Here is a 24,318-nt window from a genome sequence, read left to right as displayed (position 1 = left end):
AAATGCATTGTCATGTAAATAGCTAAAAGCAAACTCGCATGGGTTTGCGTAAATTTTCATGGCAACTTGTTGCATTTTTAAAGGTTATTTTTCATTACATTAACGCATTGATAACAACTTAACGAGAGATCTCAAATTAATACAGATAAGTTCAAATAAAACACGGCCTAACGTGGTGTATAGAGGTGATTTCTCATATAATACTTTTTTTGTGTATCCACGCTGGTTTCGTTTTAGAATTTGACTGTGAAATCTAAGTTAATCCTGCGTGTTTCTAACTAGGGATAATTAATGACTGACACTGTCGAATTGACTTTTAAAGACCTCAACCTACCTGCCGAACTTCTTCAAGCTTTAGAAAAAGTAGGTTACGAAAAACCCACACCAATCCAAGCTGAATGTATTCCGCTTATTATGCAAGGTCACGACCTTCTAGGTACAGCGCAAACAGGTACAGGTAAAACAGCAGCATTTGCTTTGCCAATGCTAGCTAATATTGACCCAAACAACAGCAACACCCAATTATTGGTTTTAGCGCCAACTCGCGAACTAGCGATTCAGGTAGCTGAAGCTTTCCAAGTGTACGCTAGCTTCTCGCGTAAAATTAACGTATTGCCTATCTATGGTGGCTCTTCATACGACAACCAAATTCGTCAACTAAGACGTGGTGCTCAAGTCGTAGTAGGTACGCCTGGTCGTGTTATTGACCATATCAAAAAAGGTACGCTTAAATTAGATAACTTGAAGTTCTTAGTACTTGATGAAGCCGATGAAATGTTACGTATGGGCTTTATCGATGACGTTGAATGGATTTTAAGCCACGCTCCTGACAAGCGCCAAACCGCTTTGTTCTCAGCGACTATGCCTGATCCAATCCGCAAAATAACTAAACGTTATTTGAACGATCCGAAGCAAGTTAAAATCGAATCTAAAGTCACTACTGCTAGCACTATTACCCAGCGCTATTGTCAGGTTGCCGGTCATCATAAACTTGAAGCTCTTACCCGTATAATGGAAGTGGAGCAGTTCGATGGCGTGATTATATTTGTGCGCACCAAAACTGCGACAATGGAATTGGCAGAAAAATTGTCAGCCCGCGGATATGCTGTTGAGCCACTAAACGGTGATATTCCACAGAATTCTCGTGAACGTACCGTTGAACGTTTGAAAAATGGCAAAATTGATATTCTGGTTGCCACTGATGTTGTTGCCCGTGGACTTGATGTTGAGCGTGTAAGCCACGTTATTAACTATGACGTTCCATACGATACTGAATCTTATGTTCACCGTATCGGCCGTACTGGTCGTGCTGGTCGTAAGGGTGATGCAATATTGTTTATTTCACACCGTGAAAAACGCATGTTGTTTTCAATTGAACGCGCTACTCGCCAATCAATTGAGCCTATGCCTATCCCGTCAATTTCACAGTTAAATGAAACGCGCTTAAGCCGTTTCAAAAACAGTGTTATTGAAGCGATTAGTGACAGCAGTATTGAGACATTGATCCCGATCGTTGAGTCTATTCAAAAAGAAACAGAAGCATCACCAGAAGTGATAATGGCTGCATTAGCTAAAATCGCACAAGGTGACGAGCCTCTTATCCTTAAAGAAGGTGATCGCCCAGATTTAAACTCTGCGCCACCTCGTGGTGAAAGAAATGAACGTGGCGGCCGTGATGAGCGCGGCGGACGTGAACGTGGTGGACAACGTGGCGGTGAGCGCGGCGGTGAAAGACCTCAACGTGCGCGTAAGAGCAGCACTCCTGAAGAAGGTATGCAGCGCTACCGCATCGAAGTGGGTCATTCTCACGGTGCTAAGCCAGGTAATATTGTGGGTGCGATTGCTAACGAAGCGAATATCAGCAGCAAAAACATTGGCGCTATCGAAATTTACGATAACTTCAGTACTGTTGATTTACCAAAAAGCATGCCTCGTGCGACGCAGGAAACACTACAGAAAACCCGAGTTGCTGGTCAACGCTTGAATATGCGTGAGTGGTCAGATCAACCTCCACGTCGTAAAGCTAAACCTGAGTAAGGTTAACCAATAGCGCCGTCTTTATTTGCTAAGCACTTATAGACAACAAGGTGTAAAAATTTAGAAGAGGCCTAAGGGCCTCTTTTTTGTGCCTGCTATTTCATCTGCGCAGGCTCAATATACTAATCCTCTGGTAAAAGCGTCACTTAGCCCTGAGTAAATGCATTAAGTACTCAATATTAATAACTAAAAAGAATATACATTCAGCTTTCAATACTTTATTTAAATAACAAGAACACGCAAAATAGCCCATATACTTTGTGCAAAGAGCGTTAGCAGTCACCCATGCAATATTTCCCTATTTTCGTTGATACCACTGAACTTAACTGCCTCGTTGTTGGTGCTGGTGAAGTAGCTGCCCGTAAAGTTGAACTGTTACTGAAAACTTCAGCGACAATTATTGTTGTTGCACCTTGGGCATGTGACACAGTCAATCGCTTGGCTAATGAAGGGAAAATCACCTTGCACACTCGTGGCTACGAAGCCGACGATTTAGTCGCTAAGCAATTAGTATTTGTCGCGACTGACGATAGCGCGTTAAACGTAACGATTCATCAGCAAGCTAAAGCCCTCAATATTCTCGTTAATGTGGTAGATAACACCCCGCTTTGTCAGTTTATTACACCGTCCATTGTCGACCGTTCGCCCATTATTATCGCCATGAGCAGCGGTGGCGTAGCGCCTGTATTACTGCGTTATTTACGCCAGAAGCTAGAATCCGTTATTCCCCAAAAAGTGAGTTTACTCGGACAATTTTCTGAAAAATTCCGTGATGCTGTCAAAGCCCGATTCGATTCTGTCACCAAGCGCCGATATTTTTGGGAGGACGTGCTTGATGGCGATGTTGCAGAACAAGTATTACAAGGCAATCAAAGTAAAGCAGAGCAAATGATGCACGAAAAACTTGCCCTAGATGAGCACGACTCAGGCAAAGGTGAAGTGTATTTAGTTGGCGCAGGGCCTGGTGATCCTGACTTGTTGACCTTTCGTGCGCTACGTTTAATGCAAAAAGCTGACGTGGTCGTTTATGACCGCCTCGTATCAAAAGAAATACTTGAGCTGGTGCGCCGTGATGCAGAGAAAATTTATGTAGGCAAAGCACGCAGCTTGCACACAGTGCCCCAAGATGAAATCAATCAATTATTAGCTGACTTGGCCTTAGCCGGTAACCGCGTAGTACGTTTAAAAGGTGGGGACCCGTTTATTTTTGGCCGCGGCGGTGAAGAAATAGAAACCTTGGTTGAAAAAGGCGTTAGCTTTCAAGTTGTACCCGGTATTACAGCAGCGAGTGGAGCAGCAAGTTATGCTGGCATTCCACTCACCCACAGAGATCATGCTAAATCAGTGGTTTTTGCCACAGGGCACTTACGTGATAACAGTATCGATTTAAATTGGCCAATGCTGGCTCAGCCCGAACAAACCACCGTATTCTATATGGGCCTGACTGGCCTGCCAGTGATATGTGAAAAGCTCATTGAGCACGGCTTACCTGATACCACCGAAATAGCCTTGGTTCAGTCAGCGACGACCCCAGAGCAAAAAGTAGTGACTGGTAATTTACGCGATATTCAGCAAAGAGTTACTGAAGCAGGTATTAAGCCACCAGCGCTTATTATCGTCGGCTCAGTGGTCAGTCTGCGGGATAAACTGAACTGGTTTAAGCAAAACGCATAACCTGTGCTAGCTAAAACCTTAAACTTTTTTAGCTAGAAAAATAGTGTGCTTGCTGCCTTTGCCGGGGCGAGCACGAACAACACGGGTATCTACTTTAAAACCTATTTTTTTAAGACGCACTTCAAACAAATAGTCTGGTCCAGCCGACCAAATCGCCAACATTGCTTGGTCTTTCATGACTTGATAAATTTCTTTTAAACCCGCCTCTGAATAAATCCAATTATTATCAGAGTGGGTTAATCCTTCAGGACCGTTATCCACGTCCAATAAAATAGCATCATAGGTAGGTTTTTGTGTATTAAGCAGCATCTTCACATCGCCCACACATACTGTCGTTCTTGGGTCTTGCAACGGATTGCCTGCACAATTACCCAACGGGCCTTGATTCCATTTCACTACTTCTGGTATTAGCTCAGCCACTGTGACTTGGGACGTTTCATCAACGGCTTTTAACGCTGACGATAGTGTGTACCCCATACCCAGACCACCGACCAATACGTGAGCATTTTTACGGTTTTTAAGATGAGAACATCCCAACTCTGAAAGGACTTTTTCCGAATTATAAACGCGGCTATTCATTAACTCGCCACGTATACCGGATAAGCGAATAGAAAATTCTTTATCTCGCTGAGAAAACTTCAGCTCGCCGCCATTGTTAGGAATAGCAGCAGTATCAAGAAGGGTCCAAGGGATCATATAACGTGCCTAATGGGATAAGGGGCTTTTTATGGGGGCGCATATTAGCACAATTAGCCAAGGGCGCCTTAGCTTATAGACAACCCAGCCTAAGCGGCCTGTTTATCTACCAATAGCGCTCTTGCGTAATTTGTCCCGGTGAACGACGCAGATGCTTTTTCAGCCCCATGTCTTTTAACACTAACATTGCTTCTTCAATCATCTGTGGATTTCCGCATAGCATCACCTGACTTTGGGTCGCATTAAGCACCTGGCCTGCTTGTTCAGTAATATCGCCAGCGCGCAATAAGTCGGGAATACGCCCTTGTAATGCGCCGTTAACTTTCTCGCGACTTACAATTGGCACATAATTAAATTGTGTGGGGTAGTCATGTACGCATTTAGCAATAAATTTTCCGTATGCTAAATCGTTTGCATAACGTGCAGCATAAACCAAAATAACCTGCTCATAGCGCTGCCAAATTTCACTTCCTGCCAGTATAGATAAGAACGGCCCTACCCCAGTTCCGGTAGCAATAAGCCAAATATCATGACTATCAGGGACTTCACTTAAGATTAAAAAACCGGTGGCTGGAGCCATCACTTTTAACGCGTCCCCTTCACGTAACTCATGCAGTTTAGGCGACAACACACCTTCTGCAACTGGTACAGCCATAATTTCAAGTTCGCTGTTTTGTGGATGACTAACCAATGAATAAGGCCGAGACACGACGTTACCGTTTTGCTCTAGTCCTACTTTGGTAAATTGCCCTGGGGTATATTGAGGAAATTCATCACATTGAAAACGAAGACTAAACAGATGATCGTTCCAATCTATACGCTGGGTCACTTTTGCATCTAACCACTGGGCCATACAACCTCCAATTAACAAACTGAATCATTATGCTTTGAAGATTCATCATAACGAACTCGAGAATTATTTCATTCTTCGTCTTTGCATAAATCAAAAAAAGCCCCTTTAGCTACTAGGGGCTTTCTCAAGTTTTCTACTCAATAACTGATCAGGTACGCTATTAAATGATATAAGGCATACTTGGCGTACACTTATCTAAGCGTATCGCTTAGTCACCGAAATTCATCGTAAACTCAACACCATAAAAACGTGGTGGACCGGCTACAAACGTCGGATTTCCAAACCCGCCTCCGGTATTACCTGCATCAACTAAATACTCTTTATCCAGTAAATTACTGGCAAACAGACTAACAGACCAATTCTCGTCACTCCCTGCGATGCCAATACGTGCACTCACAAGACTGACGGCATCTTCGCTGATATCTAGGCCTGAAATAGGCGCATTGGCTGGTTCAAAGAACACATCTGAGCGATAGCTGTACAAAAGCGAACTGGTCAGGTTGTAATCTTGCGCTAGTTCGGTTGAATAAAACATACCGATACTGGCGGTCCATTCAGGCTGTAATCTAAAGCGATTGCCCGCCAAGTTACCATTGGTGCTGTCATCATCGATGGTGGCATCAAGATAGGCAAAATTGGCGAATACTTCGAAATCGGCTCCTAATAACGCACGGACCTCTGCTTCAACGCCCAAGTTTGTTGCTGACCCAGCATCCGCAGCAAAAGCAACTCCGTCATCATCAAGCAAAGTGACCTGAAAGTTTGAATAGTCCTGATAGAAAACTGAGGCATTGTAGTTAACTGATTTATCAAAAGCCTGACCTTTAATGCCTGCTTCATAGTTCCAGATGATCTCTGCTGGTATTTCGCTGACTGACTCTTCACCTAGACCGTCTTCACCACGAACTGATGTCACGCTGAGCACATCTGAGCGACGACCTTTTGATATAGTTGCGTACATATTGATTTTTTCATTAAACACATACAATAGATTGAAACGCGGTAACCAGTCGTCATAGTCCGCTTGTGCACGGAATATTTCACCATTGGTGTTAACCGTAAATAGCTCACTCCCCGTTAACACGCTCGCAGGGGCATTAGAGCGGTAACCACTGCTTTTATCCTCACGCACGTAGCGCAATCCTGTCGTCAGCTCTAATACGTCATTCAATGCGTAGGTAACATCTACAAAAGCGGAATAAGCGTCGGTATCGCCGTAATTTTCAAATTCAAAACTATAAGGCAGTAACTCAAAGGCCCCTTGTGTCAAGGTGGGGGTTAGAATCGGTACTGAACCATCACTAGCAACACAAGGCTGACCAAGGTCCGAAAACGCCCCTAAACAATTTAGAAAAATTGACTCTTCGGTGCTAAAGGGTACGGCCTGACTGCCGTCTTCGGTAAAATAGCTCACACCCGCAATAGTGGTTAACTTGTCACCTTGGTGAATTAATCTAAATTCTTGGCTGAATTGATCGCCATTGGCATCTTCGGCAAATTCTAGAAACCATGCTTGAGTACCATCAGCATCAAACACTTCTAACGAATCAAAGCTACGGCCCGCTGTGATTGAAGTAAATGTGAGTGCGCTATTGATATCCCAATTGACTGTGAGGTTTAAGTCTTCAACTGTACGTTCTACGCCTAAGTCTTGGCGACCAAAAACGTCTTCAGATTCAGGACTGCCCGCCATTTCAACAAATGTGAATGGGCTGGTATTTCCGCCAGTAGGCGCGTACAAGCCATTTTTAAATGAGGTGCCTGTGTCATCATTTTTTTCATAGGTGTAAACCAAATCAACCGTGACATCTTCATTAGGTGTGAAACGAAGTGATGGGCGAAACGAAGTACGTTCGATGCCATGCATGTCTTCTTGGTCAAAACCATCTGGGTTTTGCGAACCCGCTTCACCCGCAATATTACGGATGAAACCATCGCGCTGGCGATAACTAAACGCCAGACGGCCTTGCACTTGGCTATTGCCGCCTGTTACAAAGCCGTTTAAGGCTTCAGCGGAATAATTACCCAAACTGCCTTTTAACTGGGCGCTAAATTCTTCTTGGGGCTTACGGGTAATTACACTTAATGCCCCGACAGACGCTGCGGTACCGAACAACGTCGCTTGTGGTCCCTTAACTACCTCAACACGCTCAATATCAAACAACTCAAAATAAGAGCCCCGAGAGCGAGAAACATCTGCGCCGTTATAATAAATAGACACACGCGGTGCCGCTTGTGATGAGCCGCTATCAGAGGTAATACCACGAATGACAAATCCCGGATTGTTCGGGCTTTGCTCTTGAATAACTAAACCAGGGGTAATTTCTGACAAGGTATCTAGCTCAGCAACACCCAAACGCTCTAAGAAGGCGCCGTCGTAGGCACTGATGCTAACAGGTACGTCCTGAATAGACTGATCGCGCTTCTGGGCTGTGACCGTAATTTCTTCAATTTGATTGTTATTTCGTTGCTCTGCTGCAAAGGCATGAGTGCCCATAACTGCGGCAACCAACAAAGACAATTTACTGAGGGTAAAAATAGATGGTTTTAGGGTTTTCATGTGTGTTCCATTTATGAGTGTCTGCGAATAAAGCGCTGCAAAGGTACTCAGTAAATGCGAAACCTAGATGACTGTTTCATGACAAATATATGACGCTGTCATTTGGGCCAACTATTTAAAAACATTACATTTTTTCAATCTATTAGACATTATAACCATGACTAATAAAAGCAAAAAGCCGACGGTTCTAAACCAGTCGGCTAATTTTCAAAACACGGTATAGACCTAGTCGGCTTTCATTACCAACCTATTCGCTAACCTATACTATTTACCCAAAGTAAATTTAGTGTCTTGGTCACGCATATAATACAAGGCAAAACATGCTGCCCACATTGGCCATGCTGCGAAGAACAATAAGTTGCTGAAAGCATCAATATATAGTGCGAAAGCAGATAACGTAGAGCCACCGTGCATCAAAAAGATAAGCCCGTAAGTAAAACGCTTTTTAATACCGGCAACAAATGCCAACACGAGTAAAAGCTGCAATGCCCCCATGATATAAGCGATTGTTTCACCCAATCCAGGAATTGAGTAGAACTTCTCGAAAATAGCGATGCTATGACCTGGGTTCACAAATTTGTCTAATGTCCAAACAAACATGACAATGAACACCCCAAGACGCAGGGCTAATAAAGACCACTGCAGACGGGTACGTACATCACTAGATATCGCTTCACTCATTTTGATTCCTTGATTATGACTATTTTGCAGTTTAAAAAATTAAACTGGCCGTTAAATCGGCTTTATTAAATAAAAAGCACCACGTCAACTTTTACGTTCACGTTGGGCTATTATCACTACTTAATAGTAGATATATGACCAGACCGAAATACGCAGAATTTCTTACAGTGAAAGCGTAAGTTTTTAATGCGACGCGACCAATAGCAGAGTTGTATCGTTGAATGACATAACTGTGATAAAAATAAGGCTAGAATCGACTTAATAGCGTATGCAGTTGCATCGTTCCAACGACTTAAATGAAACGACTTTATGACATGCCACCCAATTACCAATATAAAAGGTTTTATCTTTGACTTAGACGGTACGCTTGTTACTTCCAAGCTTGACTTCAGCTACTTGCGTACCCTTTTGGGGTGTCCACTGGATCAGGACATCTTACATTTTATTGCCGGCTTACCATTCCCTGAGCAAGAACATGCCAATAAAATTGTTCAAGATTATGAGCTTGAAGATGCCCGCAATGGTTTATGGATCGATGGCGCTAAGCAACTTATTCATGCCTTACAGCAAAAGCAGCTGCCCGTAGCCATTGTGACGCGCAACAGTAAACAAGCCACAACATTGAAACTAGCGAGCAATCATATACTGTTCGACGTAGTATTAACCCGAGAAGACGCCCCACCAAAACCTGACCCTAGCGCATTATTGCGTATAGCCGAACGTTGGCAAATTCCGGCTACCCAATTGGCCTACGTGGGGGATTACTTATATGACATACACGCTGCAAAAAACGCCGGTATGTTAGCTTGCCTATATGCGCCAAACGAAGCCCCAAACTATGCACATGAGGCGGATTGGATATTCAATAATTTTGCGCAATTCAAAGATATTGTCAGCTCAGTTCGCGAGAACCACACAATGAATAAGGCAAATACACTCGACTGAGTTACAGACTGAGGAATATATCAGCGACCTTGCGCGCTTCTTGCTCGGTATTATATATATGCCACGATAATCTAATGCTATTTTCTCGACGGTCATAATAAACGTTAGACTGCGTTAATTTGTTAGCTAGGCGATCAAGTATGTTCTTTTCTAACGCCAAGCAAAGCGTGCCACCCGATTGTTCAAGATTAATCATTTTCGCTAAATGTGTAGCCGCGCTACCAAGCACAATACTCTGCAAATTTTTACTATGAGCGTAAATGTTTGATACACCTATTTTGCGTATCTGTTGAATCCCCACCATCGCGCTAGCATAGGGCAAAACACTAGGGGTGCCACCCCAAAAACGCTTAGCCCCTTTTGCATATGCAAAATGCTCAATATCAAACTCAAATGGATTTTCGTGAGAGAACCAACCTATATTCTTAGGCTGCAAATCATCTAAGTGTGATGGATTAACCCACATAAAGGCGGCTCCTGGACCGCCACATAACCACTTAACACATGAGCCCAGCACCACATCAGCCTGCCAGTCCTGCAGATCAATTGGAATAACCCCAGCAGACTGGGCGATATCAACGACAACGGGAACTTGCTTGGCGCGGCATAATTTGCTGATTTCAACAATATCCGACAATTCACCACTATTGGAATGCACATGAGTAATAACGGCTACCGCCACATCATCGGTCATGTGTGCTTGCCATGCGTCTAAGTCATTGGGGGCAATGTCTTTATCGATTAATTTAAGCTCAAAGCCATACTCTGCTAGCCCTTGTACAGCAAAACCAAGAGACGGAAATGCTGTTGCATGCATCAAAACCGTGCGTTTTGGTTTATTAGGTAGTGGTGGTAGTGACTGTAAATACTGGCTTAGCCCGCTCGAAACACTTAACTGCGGGCAAAAATCGACATCACTTGCGTTAAAAATCATCCCTAATTCGTGACAAAATTGGTCAATAATGCCTAACCACTCAGGCCAAGCGTCGCCGCCTTTTTGTTGCCAAGGCGCAAAATACTTCTGAGCAACAACACTGCTGGTTTGTACCGGTAAGCAGCCTACCGAATGACTGAGCAAATACATGCCTTTGGGCACAGAAAAAAAAGCACCTTCACTCTGTATATTACTGTGCATCTTGGCTCGCGACTCGATGAAATGGACAGCCTGACGAGGCACTCACATTGTTGTCTGCACCACTAATAGAGTCACGCACCTCACCATAAACTTGCCCCCAACTATTGGTCATGCTGCTACGAATATCCCACAATTGCGGAAAGAAACGATGCTTAGCGCCGTTTTCCAATATGGTCACTGCCCGCCCCTTTAAAGACTTAGCTTCAAGCCCTATAGAACGCTGAATTAAAAACAGATGTAAGCTGCGAAATTTTTGTAACTGCTCGTCAAATTCTGCTAGGCACTCAGCCAACATATAGCTTTCATCATGGCTATATTGGCTATCATAGATTTGTTCGATAGATTTATTTCGCCCTGCCAAATACTGGTCTTCAAAGACCTGCCAAATGTCTTGTGGCATTTTTAACAAAGTGCGAAAACCCGGTGACTCTTGACCGCTACCATTACCGAGTTGCAATCTAATTTGCTGATACTCCTTAGGTGACATGGTCTCTAGTAAATCGAGTTGCTGGCTCATCATGCGTTGAATAAACGAGACCCGCTTCATTAATGACACCACTCGCAGCGTATTTTCTTGCTGCATATATTCCAACACATCAACTAAGGTGTAGATCATAAGCTTCATCCACAACTCCTCCACTTGGTGCACAATTTGAAACTGTAACTCGTCACCATTACATAACTCAGTTAACGGCTTCTGTGCACTTAGCAGTTGCTGACAGTTTAAGTAACTGCCGTAATCAAGAATCTCAGGGTTATCAAGTAACGCATGGTATTTTTGGCGAAAGGTCGATTCAGTCTGATTCGGTATTTTCATTAGTCACACTCAGTTTGAATATTGCACGTTTTCACGCTGTTAATATCAACCATGCTAGAACACTCGCCTTTGAACATTGTTCTATTTATACTGATTAAATATGTATTTTTAGAACATCGTTCCGGAAAACAATTAAATGAAAAAACATACATTAGATATCAGTGCTAAAAAGATAGTCATGGCTTTAGAGCAAGACGCACGAATGTCGTTCGCGGCCCTCGGAGATACAATTGGTATGAGTAAAACCCCCTGCTGGAACAGAGTGCAGCAATTACAATTAGCTGGGGTCATAGAAGGCTACAGTGCGCAGCTTAATCCTAAAGCGTTGGGATTGACCATTCGCGCTTTGGTTCATGTGGTGGTCGACTTTGAGCATTATCAGGCGTTTGAGCAGGCAATTATTACCCATAAGGCAGTGCGCTCATGCCATGCTGTAACGGGTGATTCTGATTATGTTCTGGAAATACTCGCCAGCGATATCGAAGCATTTGACGAACTGCTTCGCGCTCAACTAAGCCGCCTGCCGGGCGTGCAACGCTTCAACACCGCCATTTCAACCCGCATGGTTAAAAATAATGGTCCTTATGCTGCTATGCTGGCGTAGCGTGCACACTGGCTTATAAGGTCTGGGCTAGTCGCCCCTACCAAAAGATTCTACAAATGCCTCGGCAAAACGTTTAGGGGATTGGGTATCCATGTTGAAATACAAACTAGGTTCAATAAGCTCAATCTCAATCACTACGTATTCGTCTTGATAACGTAATAAATCAATGCGCGCATACAAAGCATCATCTGGCATAGCGGCCATAGTATGACGCGCCTGAGTCAACATCTCTTCATCTGGGTCAACGGTTTGCATACTGCCACCATGTTCTTCTTGCACCCTAAAATCTCCCTGTTGTGGCGACTTTAAAATGGTATGGCTGTAATGCCCGTTAAAGTAAAATAATGAGTATTCGCCTTGGGTAACCACTGCTTCAATAAACGGTTGCACCATAAAAGCACGATCCGTAAAGACCGATTTTAAGTCCTTTGCTTGAGCAAGCAGTTGCTCGCGGTCAAGCATATAGGTGTGATCAGCATTAGCGCTTATCGTCGGTTTAACCACCAATCGCTCACAACCGAAATGCTCAAACCCTGCACTGACTGCAGACAAGTCAAAAGTGTCCAGCCACAGAGTCGGTACAATACTTATCCCCTGACTGGCAATATCTTTTAAATATTCTTTGCTTATATTCCACGTCAGTAATCGCAAGCTATTTGCGAGTATCGCCGTAGACTCGTCGATACGCCTGAGGCATTGCATAAATGCTCTAGCATGTTGTTGATAATCCCAAGTACTGCGCACAACGACTACGTCGTATGTGTTCCAATCCACGTTTTTGCTATGCCAAGAAACAGTCTCGACTAGCCAACCGACTTGCTTCAAAGGCTCATACAGCAACTCATCATAAACAAAGTAACCTTCAAGGTTATCGGTGGATAAAAAAGCACAACGTTTCATAGAATAATTGACCTTAGCGTAAAGAATAGGCTCTTATCGTGGTGGCTTGATACCTACCATCAAGGACACCGATAAGACTCAAAAAATATTTCTAGCTACATAAAAAAGCTCAGCCGCCATTAAAGTAATACCTGAATAACGTTAGGGATTATACTTGGCTCACTAACACTCACGGTTTTATGTCGGTTTAGCTGTCCTTTGGTAATCGTGACCTTAGACTTTGCCACCGCGCATTGTTTGGCTATATATTTGATTAGATGGGCATTAGCTTTGCCATCGATGGGCGGCGCCGTAATCGCAACTTTAAGTTCATCTCCATGCAAACCTATAATTTCATCCCGAGAGGCTTTAGGTTGCAAATATACGCGTAGCTGTAAGCTACCATTTGTTAGTGCCGCTGCCTTAATTACGGAATTTGACGTGCTGTTAGATGCGAGTGAATTTGTCACTGTGTATCCTTAGGATGACGCTTAGAATTAGCATTTATATGACGGCGATAGCGTCTCTGTTCACGTTTGGTTTGTTGGCGTTTACGGTCTTTTATTACCGCATATACGATACCAAGCAGCATACCCAAAAATGCCACAATCAACGCAATACCAATCCACTGGCAGAGCACTGGATATGCACAAGGTAAACCGATTTGAATGGCTGAATCTTCCATTTGTACACTTTAACATGCAAATTAAGAACGAAAATAGACAAGGGTCAAGATTATGCTCGCATACTGCGAGCATATAAGAGTGTTATGACATCAATAACCGATGCATGGCAAGTCTAGAAGGGATTTTGACTGTATCCCTGTGCAGCAAAAATAGCGTGGGCAGTCATCGCCGATAGCGCCATATCTACTCCTTCAATCATGTCTTGATTAGTAATTTCATTAAAAGCCGCAGATTGCCCACACAAGACAAACTTAACGTTATTTTTAAGAAGCTTAGAAATCAGTTCACTGTTAGGGTTTTCTTTATCGTATTTAGCGTTATACGCCCTGGCGTTTAACATCTCATTACTGGCGCTGCCATGCACAACTATCGCTAAATGAATATCTTTGGCTGGCACACCATTCGCCACATGCATATTAAGAAAGCGCGCCACGGTGTCAAAGCTGCGATTAAGTGCACCATCTTTCCCTGCTTGGCTGACATCAAATACCACTTTGAGGACGGCGCCTTTCTCAAGCTTCATATCCTGCTGCACAGGCGCATGTTTACCATAACCAAAAATAACCGGACCATCAGCAAACTCAGCCGCCATGCTTTTCCCCCCAACACTGCTAAGCAGTAACATGAGTGTCAATATCGTCAATTTTTTCATTTTATCTCCTTCGCTATTTATATTTCATTGGTTGTATTTAATAGGTATTAGTCAATTGCTAATGCGCTAAATCGGCCTCTCGACTGGTTTTAAAGTCAGAGTCCATTTTCCACTTAGGCCAGTCTCTTGAATTAGCGAGTGTTTCAGTAATATCGACCATTAACTCAATATCTTGCTCCACACCACCTAAGGACCAGTCGGCCGAAAAGTCATCTTCAGCCTTGTGATATCGATGTGCGATATAATCAGGGTCCGTATCGCCCAAACTCATAAACAACAAACTCGGCACACCGCGTTTCGCCATTGAGAAATGATCAGACCGGAAAAATAAACCATTTTGTGGACGCGGATCTAACTTCACCTGACGATGTTGCACCTTAGCAGCCTGCACTAGGTAATCTTCCATTTCAGATAAACCATCGCCGTATTGTAAAATATAATCCACTTTATCTAACACGTTCATGCCATCAATATTGACCAGTGCCACCATGTTTTTGGTGGGGATAATTTCCCCTTTCGAAAACTGCTCCGAGCCAATTAAGCCTGTTTCTTCAGCCGTGAAATTAATAAATAAAATAGAACGCTCAAATGGCGTCACTTTATGTTTCGCCATTAAAATACGTGCCATCTCTAATGTGCCACCAACGCCAGAGGCATTATCTACGGCTCCGTTATAAATAATGTCACCATCTGGCGTGTGTTTCGTACCAAAATGATCCCAATGAGCGCCTACCAACACATATTCATCAGGGTACTTACTGCCTTCTATTTTCGCCACAACATTGTGTGACGTTGCTCGGCTAATGGTATTCACAAGGGTTAGGTTGGCACTTTGCTGCAAAGTAGTAGGGGTAAAATCGGCTTGCAGTGCTTGCTTTTTAAGTTGCTGATAATCAAGACCTGATTGCTTGAATATTTGCTCGGTCGCGGCCAATTGCAACCAGCCCATAATAGGTAACTTCGATTTATTTTGCTGACCGTCTACCAATGTGTATTTGCTGCCAGTATTCGAGCTTTCTACCACGCTCCAAGGATAAGCTGCCGCTGCGGTTTCATGCACAATTAACACGGCTTTTGCACCTTGACGAGCAGCTTCTTCGTATTTGTAAGTCCAACGACCGTAGTAGGTCATTGCGTTACCTGTAAATAATTTAGCATCTTGCGTAGCAAATCCTGGGTCGTTGACCAACACTATTACTGTTTTGCCTGAGACATCGATATCAGCGTAGTCATTCCATTGATATTCTGGCGCATTAATACCGTAACCAACAAAAACTAAGGCAGAATCATTGAGTGTTATTTGCGAGTTGATTTGCTCGGTACGGGCGGTGAAATCACTACCTGATGCAAAAGATAAATCACCAATTTTCAATGTCATATCTTGGTTGGGGGTAATTTTCGCCATCGGAACGGCTTGAAAGTATCGCCCTAACGGCGAGGATTGCCCATTATTCGGATTAGCGCCTAGTAATCCCATGGCTTGATATTGCTCAGCCAAATAATTAATTGTCAGTTGCTCTCCTTCGGTCAAAGGCCCCCGCCCTTGAAAAGCGTCCGATGCCAACACTTCAATATGCTTGGCGACATTAGGCAAGTCGACTATAGATATTTTTTGCTCTGCATTCGCGTGCATGCCGCTTAACACCAAGGTAAGCAACACAACTGCTTTAACATTATTGTAAAATTGACAAGGTACTTTGGAACTAAACATAATATGGGTCTCGGTATGAAATTAGGAACTCGTTATGAACACTTACTTAGTTTCGCATACTTAAGACGCTAATTTCACTCAATTTTACGCTTAGTTTCGAGTCTAATTGGCGACAAAAAACCAATAAGAGAATAGGAAAAACAGCTGTAAATCGATATACTCATGACTGTTTACAATTGGCAGCACTCACTGAGTGATACGTTCGATTACTATCTGCGTATAACAACCAAATATAATAATAATTAAACACACAAATAAGGTTTTCCCCCCCAATGAACAATAGATGGATGAAAGTTCTATTCCCCGCTCTTGCTCTTGTCGCCGGTTTTGGCACCATGACATTGATTGAAGTTAGTGCATCAGAAGATGAGAATAAAGAGATAGTCGATACGCGCCCGACCGTTACGGTGGAAGCCGCTCATGCTGAAGACTATCAAGTGGTTATTGCCAACTACGGTGAAGTACAACCCCTTGAGCGCACTATGATTTCATCGCAAGTATCTGGTGAAGTCGTCAGTTGGCATCCTAATTTTGTTGCTGGTGGCTTAGTCTTGCACGGTAGCACCCTGTTTAGTATTGAGAAAGACACGTATGAAGCTGCTCTTCTACAAGCCCAAGCCAACGTTAGCTTAGCCCAAGCACAACTAATAGAAGAAAAAGCCCGGGCCGATGTAGCCAAGCAAGAAGCCAAAGGCATTCCTAACAGTCAAGTGTCTGATTTATATTTACGGAAACCGCAGTTACTTAGTGCTGAAGCAAACTTAAAGTCAGCTCAAGCAGGTTTGAAAATAGCGCAGCGCGACTTAGACAACTGTGCGGTCATAGCGCCATACGATGCCCTAGTCGTTAGCCGTAATATCGGCGTTGGCCAATTTATAGTTCAAGGCACCACAGTAGGTGAAATTTATAGCGTTGAAGCAGCAGAAGTTATCTTTCCTATCGCTGGTTTTGATCGTGAGTTTTTACCTGACAATTTAGCCGATAAAGAAGCACAAATTACCACTAACGGTTATAACCCCGTTAAGCGCACAGGCCTTATTTCTCGAGATTTAGGTGTGGTAGACCAAGCCACTCGCATGAGTCAACTTGTAGTGCGTGTTAATGACCCTTACAGTTTAAAAAGTAATTTGCCAGCCCTTAAATTTGGTAATTACGTACAAGTGAGTTTTTCTGGTCGCACCCTTGACCACATCTATCGCTTACCCCAAGCATTGGTGAATAACCAAACTGTGTGGGTGATGGACAAAGACAGTAAGTTGCAGCCCAAAAAAGTCGAAATCTTACGTGAAGAAGGTGAATTTTTACTGATCAGTAAAGGCATATCCGACAACGATAGCATCGTCACCACACTACCCGAGTATCCGCAAACGGGTATGGAAGTGAAAGTGAATAATGTCACGGCCGCTGATGAGTCAATCGCTCAGCAAGCCAAGTAGGAGCCTGTATGTCAACTGAAGATGAAACACCACGCCCTCACGTACCACACGAAGAACCGATCCTACACAACGGTAAAGCGGATAAGCAAACAGGCCTAATCGCTTTTTTCGCTAACAATTCCGTGGCCGCTAATTTGATGATGATTTTTATCATCATCATGGGCCTGTTTAGTTACTTCACTATTCAACGCCAAATGTTTCCGAACATTGAAATTAACTATATCAATATCAGTGCCGTCTACCGTGGTGCCTCTCCCCAAGAAATAGAAGAAAGTATTCTGATCAAAATTGAGGAGTCGTTAAAAGACATTACTGAAATTAAAAAGGCCACATCAAGAGCCTTTCGCGGTACAGGACGGGTCACTCTCGAGATCCAAAAAGATAAAAAACTGACCGACGTACTCGATAAGGTCAAAGCACGTGTCGACAGTATCGCCACATTCCCAGCGGAAATGGAACCACCGGATATCTCGCAAGTCGAGTTCCAACAAGACGTCATTGAAATGTCTTTAGTAGGTGATTTGCCGATTACACAGCTCAAGCCTATAGCCAAGAAAATAGAAGACGAGCTATTACAATTGTCTAATATTTCTTTGGTCAGTGTCGATGCCCCAGAAGACGAAATATCCGTTGAAATCAAACCTGATATTTTGCGTAAGTACAATTTAACCCTCAGTGATGTTTCTCAAGCTATTCGTAACTATTCGGCTAATATTTCTGCCGGTGAACTACGTACCGATTCAGGCATAGTGGCCGTTCGCGTTGAGAACCAATTGTATAATGGGGATGAGTTTCGCCATATTCCTATTAAAATTAGCGATACAGGCGGCAAAGTATTATTAGGTGACGTAGCGACCATTCAAGACGGATTTGTTGAAGGTCAGCGTTACTACAAATATTCAGGCGTGAACGCTATTTACATGTCGGTTAAGGCCACGAAAGACCAAAGCACCATTCCGGTCTCAAAAACAGTGAAAGACTACATTGAGATGCGCAATAAAACCCTGCCATCTGGTCTTCAGCTCAAGATACTCGTGGACATGACCTATTACCTTAACGCGCGCCTAGACATGATGCTCACAAATCTTATTCAAGGAGCGGTTTTGGTTGCCTTGATGCTGACTATATTCCTGCGCTTTAGGTTAGCCTTCTGGGTTATGCTCGGTCTGCCAGTGTGCTTCTTAGGTGCCATCATGATGATGCCCATATTTGGTGTGACCATTAATATTTTGTCTCTGTTTGCATTTATTATGGTGCTAGGGATCGTGGTGGACGACGCCATTGTCATCGGCGAGAGTGCTTACAGTGAAATAGAAGAGTCAGGCGGCGGCGCAGAAAGCGTTATCCGCGGTGCCAAACGGGTAGCCACTCCTGCTACTTTTGGGGTTCTGACCACGATTGCGGTGTTCGCTCCGGCATTATTTTCAACCGGCCCAGAAGGACAGTTTTTCTATGTTATCGCCTGCGTGGTGATCCTGTGCCTCGTATTTAGCCTAATTGAATCAAAACTGATTTTGCCGGCGCATTTAGCGCACATGAAATTCACTCCTATTAAAGAACACAGTTGGCGTGCTCGTTTTAATAAGCGCTTCTTCGGCTTTGTAAACGGCAAGTACAAGCGTTTTGTCCAAAAATGTACCGAATGGCGCTGGTTTGTCTTTTGTATTTTTATCGCGGTATTAATGATCAGTTGGGGCTTGGTGTCAGCCAACTACGTACGCATGATCCCCTCCCCTAAAGTGCCCCATGATTTCCCGGGTATCACTTTTGAGATGAACGAGAACGTGTCCGATGAAGCGGTCATCAATGCACTCATTACCATTGAAAGTATGGTCCTTGACGTAGACAAACAAATAGTCGACGAATACGGCAACACTATGATGCGCGATATCATGGTATTCAACCGCGGGCGCACAGAGGGCCGAGTACAAGTACCGTTAGTAGATGAAGATGATCGTCATTTTGATGCATTTGAACTCGCCAGACGTTGGCGTGAACAGCTGCCCGATATTCCAGGTATGAAATCCATTACTATCATCGATGACATCAACGGTGGCGGTAATGACGATGGTGAATTTGGCTTTATGCTATTCGGCAGTGATATTAATACCCTTAATGCTGCTGGGCGAGAATTTATCTCCATGTTGCAGCAAACCGATGGCCTGTTTGATATCAGCTCTACTATCGACCCGGCCAGTAAAGAAATTCAAATGGACTTACTACCCGTGGCTTATGATTTAGGCTTAAATTTAGCCGAAATTGCACGCCAAGTTGGCGCCAGTTTCTACGGTGGTGAAGCCCAACGAGTTATTCGTGGTGGCGACGAAGTGCGCGTGATGGTGCGATACCCCAAAGTCACCCGTGAACGCTTTGCAGAACTAAAATACGCTGTGATTACAACCCCAACAGGTAAAGAGGTCATGCTTGGGGACGTCGTTAGCTTAACGGAGAAACCGGGTATTAACTATATTCGCCGAGAAGGGGGATACCGTAGCGTATATGTGTTCGGTTCAATTGACGAAGAAGAAGTCGAACCAAATGCGGTTATCGAAAAAGTTGAAAAAGAATTACTCCCTCAACTTAAAGATAAATTCCCCGGGGTAAAAACCGAACTTGGTGGCACCATCGAAGAACAACAGGCGCAGCAAAGTCAGCAAATGATGTTCTTGGTTGCGGGCTTGATTATGGTTTATATCCTACTCGCCGCGCCGCTTAAGAGCTATGGCCAACCACTGATTATTATGTCGGTCATTCCCTTTAGTTTGACGGGTGCGATTTGGGGTCACTTCATTTTTGATATCGATTTAAGCATGATGTCGACCTTTGGCATTATCGCCGCCGCAGGGGTGGTGATAAATGACAGTCTGGTAATGACAGACTTCGTCAACCAACAACGCGCGATGGGTGTGCGCCTCAAGGACTCGGTTATCAATGCCGGTTGTGCACGCTTTCGGGCGATCACACTGACGTCGATTACCACCTTTGCTGGTGTCTTACCCATCATGTTCGAAACCAGCTTACAAGCAAAGTTCGTCATTCCGATGGCGGTAGCATTAGGCTTTTCCGTTATGTATGCCACGCTAGTAACACTGATCTTAGTGCCCTGCTTGTATTTAATACTGGAAGATATCAAAGCCCTATTTAGCGGAATATTTGCCGCAATCGGTCGTCTGTTTAATCGCAAGAATAACAAGCAGCAGACGACTCACCTAAACTAATAGCGAGCCGTTCCCTGTATACGCTCACGTTTATACTGGGAAGCCTGTAATAAGAAAGCGTCTTAATGACGCTTTTTTTATTCCCTTCCAACGAGATTTAAATAAATCCCAAGCCTGACCGATACACTTAACGGCATAGACTTTAGTAGATGATAGCAAGGCTAAATTAACGTATATTATTTCACCACATGCTGATGTGGTCAGCATAACGGTTATTATCAAGCATTTATAATTATAGCGTCATACTTTCAGGCATTAGCCTTGAGTGCTCCATTTCTGATTTCAGTTCATGCGCTGAATGAGTGGGTAAAATAAGAACGTGAACGAAAAAAAGATAACAAATATATTTTATATTGGGGATTGGCAAGTTACCCCTACGACCAACTGTGTCCGCTCGGGCGATACCGTCAAGCAACTAGAACCCAAAGCGATGGACGTTCTACTGTTACTTTGCCAACAACGGCATGAGTATGGCGCCGAGCAAGTGCTCAGTGCTGATGATATTGCCGACAAGTGTTGGGGAAACGACATTGGTGATAACCCAGTACATAAAGCCATTACCCAGTTGCGTAAAGCTTTTAACGACAAACCCAGTGCCCCAAAATATATAGAAACCATTCGTAAACGGGGCTACCGTATAGTCGCCGAGCTAGACTTCCCCAATGCAGAGGCCACAAACTCAGAAAAACCAAGTATTAACGACTGGCAAGGTGGCTCACCTTTTCCAGGGCTGAGCGCTTTTGAGCCCGATGAAAGCAAAGTATTTTTCGGTCGCAATGAGCAGATCACCACGTTGCTCACTCGGGTGTCGACTTTGATTTGCGCGAAACAAGCCTTTTGCTTGATCCTTGGCCCAAGCGGCAGTGGTAAATCGTCCCTAGTAAACGCAGGGATTTTGCCCCGCCTGACCCATAAAAATGGCTACGATGGCCTCGGCGTAGTCAGCTTTACCAGCTTAGATTTTGCCGATGTCAGTCAGTCTCGATTGTTTATTGATTTAGCCTCTTCGATACTGGACTGGGACGCAAACGATATACCCGTGTTTGACGGTTTAAGCGCAGAGGCGCTGGCTAACATGCTGCAAAAAGACTGTTGTGAAGTAATAGCAATGTGTGAAAGGGCTTTGGGCTCTATAAAAGAGCAGTCGGGCGCCTCAACTTTTCAATATGCAAAACCTCAGTTCTTTTTATTTATTGACCGTTTAGAAGTCTTACTTTCATCCCCGGCCTTCGAGGATGATGAGCGCAAAATTTTCCTCAATACCATTGATACGTTAGCCACATCGGGCTGTATTTTAATATTCAGCGCCTGTCGTAATGACTTCTACCCGTTAGTCGTCAAATATCCAACCTTAATGGCGGGTAAAGAGCGAGGTGCACATTTCGATTTACTTCCCCCGACACCTAGCGAGTTAAGCCAAATGATCCGCTTGCCCGCACAGGCTGCAAATTTAAGCTGGACGATTGAACCCAATAGCACATCTCCCCTTGACGAAGTGTTATGTTATGAAGCGGCCAATCATCCAGATGCCTTGCCGATGTTGCAGTACACCTTGCAAGAGCTATACGAGCAACGCAGCGTTGATAACGAAATGCTGTATTCGGTTTATCGTAAGTTGGGCGGTATAGAGGGTGCAATCGGCAAAAAAGCGGAAGAAATTTATCTGCAGTTATCCACTGAACAACAGGCTCAACTGGAATTTCTACTGTCATTGCTTGTCACGCTTAACCCAGACGGCGAAACCATCACTAGCCGCGCTGCGCGCTGGTCTCAACTCGACGACAATCCATTAAAACATTCTAGCCAACATCAATTCGTACAGGCCATGGTAGAAAGTCGCTTGTTCGTATCGCACCTGCAAAATGGTGAGCCTTGCTTTAGCTTGGCACATGAAGCATTACTACGAAAATGGGCCAGAGCAGCGAAATGGATAAGCGACCATAGAGAAGGCTTGCAAATCAAAAGCCGTTTGCAGCAGTTAGCAGGCCGTTGGCAATTTGAGGATAAAAACAAAGCCTACTTGCTCGCTGAAGGTAAACCGTTACAAGAAGCATTAAGCTTACAACGCAGCCTAGTATTTACCCTTGAAGAGAATGAGCGCGGACTGATAAAGGCATCGCAAAAAAGCGGTAACATTAAACGTTGGTTAAAGCGCACCACAGTGACGTTACTATGTGTACTCACCTTCACGGCTCTTTTTATGAGCGTTAAAAGCCAACAAGCAGAAAGCCTAGCCCAGCAAAAACGCCTCGAAGCCGAGAGCCTATTAGGCTTTATGGTAGGGGAGTTTGCCGACAAACTGCGCAGTGTAAAACGTATGGATTTACTCGATGGGATTAGCAATAAAGCCTTGGAGTATTTTAGCCAACAAGATGAAGAGGTCGAGGCGTCTTTGTTCCCGTCTTTAACCAGCACAGAGCAAAATTTTAAAACCCGCTCTCAGCATGCACAGACCCTTGCTGCAATGGGAGAAGTGGCCTATTCGCGCAATAAAAATGATGAAGCCAAGCAGGCCTTTGCTTCAGCCCAAACGATTCTAGACAAGCTATATAAAATACAACCCGAGAACAGCGAGCTATTAAAGGCCCTAGGCGCGAACGCATTTTGGTTAGGGCAATTGGCAATGGATAGAGCTGAATTTACTTCGGCAAAGCCGCATTTCGAGGAATATCTGTCTTTTAGCAAATTGATGAATCAGCTAAAACCCAATAGTGATGACGCTAAACTTGAGCTTTCTTATGCTTATCTAGCAATGGGTGCCGTTACCAACAAGCTCCAAACTTTAAGTGAAGCCAAAGTTGCATTTGAAAAGGCATTATCGCTTCAATATCAACTGGTTGATGGTATTTCTGATACTGATATATCTCATTTAAAGGTTGCTAATACTCTCGAATGGCTAGCTGAAACAGAAGAGCAATTAGGCAGCCTACAACAAGCGGTGCACACACGTGAAAAAGTACAAAACATTATTGCTAACTTACTAATTACTCACAGCGATAACGCTAACTTAATCGAAAGCCTTGCATACTCTTACCTAAATAATGCCAATGTGTTGTATTATTTAGGTCAGTATAATGCGGCGAATCGCTCGGCTTTATCGGCCAAAGCTAATTTAGATACTCTGTTACTGCAAGACCCGTCGAATGAAATATGGCAACTTGACTTGTTGAGTGCCCATGCGATAAATCTATATCTATCTGCCTTGACTCACAGTGCGCCGTCAAACCAAAGCATAGCATTGGTCGATTTCGAAAGAATATTAGCAAGAGCAAGAATATATTACACATCCATTACCATTATTATTAAAGGCTATCAACTTAACGGTAATTGGGCGTTAGCCGAGCGTGCGATCACGTTGGCAACGTCAAAACTAGAACAGTTATTAAGTGAACAACCTGCAAACCAGTTACTGTCGACAGCATTAAGTCATGTTTATTTGTTAGCGGCGAAACAAGATGAGCATACACAGAACCAGGAAGGTGCTGCATCTACCACCAATGCCACTAGCAATGCCAAATCCAACAAACGCATAGCCTGTCAGCAGGCCGCCAACTTGTTGCGCCCCATTGTAACGGATAACAGCAGCTACGAGGTATTACTGCCCTATGTACAAGCCCATGACTGCTTACAGCAGCAGGATAAAGTTAGGCCGTTCGTTGATAAATTAGCGCTGATGCAAATAAAAAATTATAGTTTTTAGCTCACCATAACGTTCAACCAAAAAGGAAGGAAAA

At 43.9% G+C, this 24,318-nt stretch carries 18 protein-coding genes; 7 read left to right on the top strand and 11 right to left on the bottom strand.

Translation table 11 applies throughout. From position 1 onward, the window contains the following. The first annotated feature begins 291 nt into the window (after positions 1-291). Both GQR89_RS01770 and cysG read left to right on the top strand, forming a co-directional pair. Complete coding sequence (locus GQR89_RS01770) at positions 292-2,037, top strand: DEAD/DEAH box helicase (RefSeq protein WP_158768465.1); 1,746 nt, start codon at positions 292-294, stop codon at positions 2,035-2,037. 285 nt (positions 2,038-2,322) lie between these two features. After that, positions 2,323-3,711, top strand: a complete 1,389-nt coding sequence (cysG, locus tag GQR89_RS01765; RefSeq protein ID WP_158768464.1) for a siroheme synthase CysG — start codon at positions 2,323-2,325, stop codon at positions 3,709-3,711. Positions 3,712-3,729: 18 nt separating this feature from the next. Here cysG and GQR89_RS01760 read toward each other — a convergent pair whose 3' ends face one another. The 4 genes from GQR89_RS01760 to GQR89_RS01745 form a co-directional block, all read right to left on the bottom strand. Beyond that, on the bottom strand, positions 3,730-4,407 hold the full coding sequence (locus tag GQR89_RS01760; RefSeq protein WP_158768463.1) for a hypothetical protein: 678 nt from the start codon (positions 4,405-4,407) through the stop codon (positions 3,730-3,732). A gap of 106 nt (positions 4,408-4,513) precedes the next feature. Next, entirely contained in the window at positions 4,514-5,260 is a 747-nt protein-coding gene (locus GQR89_RS01755) for a ferredoxin--NADP reductase (RefSeq protein WP_158768462.1), read from the bottom strand. 208 nt (positions 5,261-5,468) lie between these two features. After that, complete coding sequence (locus GQR89_RS01750; protein ID WP_158768461.1) at positions 5,469-7,820, bottom strand: TonB-dependent receptor; 2,352 nt, start codon at positions 7,818-7,820, stop codon at positions 5,469-5,471. Positions 7,821-8,084: 264 nt separating this feature from the next. Beyond that, positions 8,085-8,501: a hypothetical protein gene (locus GQR89_RS01745; RefSeq protein WP_158768460.1), complete on the bottom strand. Its 417-nt coding sequence runs from the start codon at positions 8,499-8,501 to the stop codon at positions 8,085-8,087. A gap of 309 nt (positions 8,502-8,810) precedes the next feature. Between GQR89_RS01745 and GQR89_RS01740 the strand changes: the two genes are divergently transcribed. After that, the gene (locus GQR89_RS01740; protein ID WP_158768459.1) at positions 8,811-9,446 is read left to right on the top strand and encodes an HAD family hydrolase; all 636 of its coding nucleotides are present in this window, start codon (positions 8,811-8,813) and stop codon (positions 9,444-9,446) included. A 1-nt stretch (position 9,447) separates the two neighbouring features. Here the strand turns inward: GQR89_RS01740 and GQR89_RS01735 are convergent, their stop codons facing one another. Then, on the bottom strand, positions 9,448-10,581 hold the full coding sequence (locus GQR89_RS01735; protein ID WP_158768458.1) for an aminotransferase class V-fold PLP-dependent enzyme: 1,134 nt from the start codon (positions 10,579-10,581) through the stop codon (positions 9,448-9,450). After that, a complete protein-coding gene (locus GQR89_RS01730; RefSeq protein WP_158768457.1) occupies positions 10,571-11,398 on the bottom strand; it encodes a tryptophan 2,3-dioxygenase family protein in 828 nt (275 codons plus the stop codon). The genes GQR89_RS01735 and GQR89_RS01730 overlap by 11 nt, the downstream gene beginning before the upstream one ends. A 136-nt stretch (positions 11,399-11,534) precedes the next feature. Between GQR89_RS01730 and GQR89_RS01725 the strand changes: the two genes are divergently transcribed. Continuing rightward, entirely contained in the window at positions 11,535-12,002 is a 468-nt protein-coding gene (locus GQR89_RS01725) for an Lrp/AsnC family transcriptional regulator (RefSeq protein WP_158768456.1), read from the top strand. Between the two features lie 27 nt (positions 12,003-12,029). Here the strand turns inward: GQR89_RS01725 and GQR89_RS01720 are convergent, their stop codons facing one another. The 5 genes from GQR89_RS01720 to GQR89_RS01700 form a co-directional block, all read right to left on the bottom strand. After that, positions 12,030-12,902: a RimK family alpha-L-glutamate ligase gene (locus GQR89_RS01720; protein ID WP_158768455.1), complete on the bottom strand. Its 873-nt coding sequence runs from the start codon at positions 12,900-12,902 to the stop codon at positions 12,030-12,032. 119 nt (positions 12,903-13,021) lie between these two features. Beyond that, positions 13,022-13,309 carry a DUF167 family protein YggU gene (gene yggU / locus GQR89_RS01715; RefSeq protein WP_158772101.1) on the bottom strand — a complete coding sequence of 96 codons (288 nt, stop codon included), beginning with the start codon at positions 13,307-13,309 and terminating at the stop codon, positions 13,022-13,024. 38 nt (positions 13,310-13,347) lie between these two features. Further along, on the bottom strand, positions 13,348-13,566 hold the full coding sequence (locus GQR89_RS01710) for a hypothetical protein (protein WP_158768454.1): 219 nt from the start codon (positions 13,564-13,566) through the stop codon (positions 13,348-13,350). A 113-nt stretch (positions 13,567-13,679) separates the two neighbouring features. Beyond that, complete coding sequence (locus GQR89_RS01705; RefSeq protein WP_233269051.1) at positions 13,680-14,219, bottom strand: DsrE family protein; 540 nt, start codon at positions 14,217-14,219, stop codon at positions 13,680-13,682. A 58-nt stretch (positions 14,220-14,277) separates the two neighbouring features. Next, positions 14,278-15,852, bottom strand: a complete 1,575-nt coding sequence (locus GQR89_RS01700) for a M28 family metallopeptidase (protein ID WP_233269142.1) — start codon at positions 15,850-15,852, stop codon at positions 14,278-14,280. A 350-nt stretch (positions 15,853-16,202) separates the two neighbouring features. On the opposite strand from GQR89_RS01700, the gene GQR89_RS01695 reads away from it, so the two are divergent. The 3 genes from GQR89_RS01695 to GQR89_RS01685 all read left to right on the top strand — a co-directional run bounded on the left by GQR89_RS01695 (position 16,203) and on the right by GQR89_RS01685 (position 24,284). Then, positions 16,203-17,366, top strand: a complete 1,164-nt coding sequence (locus GQR89_RS01695; RefSeq protein ID WP_233269050.1) for an efflux RND transporter periplasmic adaptor subunit — start codon at positions 16,203-16,205, stop codon at positions 17,364-17,366. Between the two features lie 8 nt (positions 17,367-17,374). After that, positions 17,375-20,584, top strand: a complete 3,210-nt coding sequence (locus GQR89_RS01690; RefSeq protein WP_158768452.1) for an efflux RND transporter permease subunit — start codon at positions 17,375-17,377, stop codon at positions 20,582-20,584. Between the two features lie 319 nt (positions 20,585-20,903). Continuing rightward, positions 20,904-24,284: a winged helix-turn-helix domain-containing protein gene (locus GQR89_RS01685; protein WP_158768451.1), complete on the top strand. Its 3,381-nt coding sequence runs from the start codon at positions 20,904-20,906 to the stop codon at positions 24,282-24,284. The last annotated feature ends 34 nt before the right edge of the window (positions 24,285-24,318 follow it).

Origin of the sequence: Paraglaciecola sp. L1A13 (assembly GCF_009796745.1) — a bacterium.
Classification (GTDB): Bacteria; Pseudomonadota; Gammaproteobacteria; order Enterobacterales; family Alteromonadaceae; genus Paraglaciecola.
This window is presented reverse-complemented; position numbering and strand designations above follow the sequence as displayed.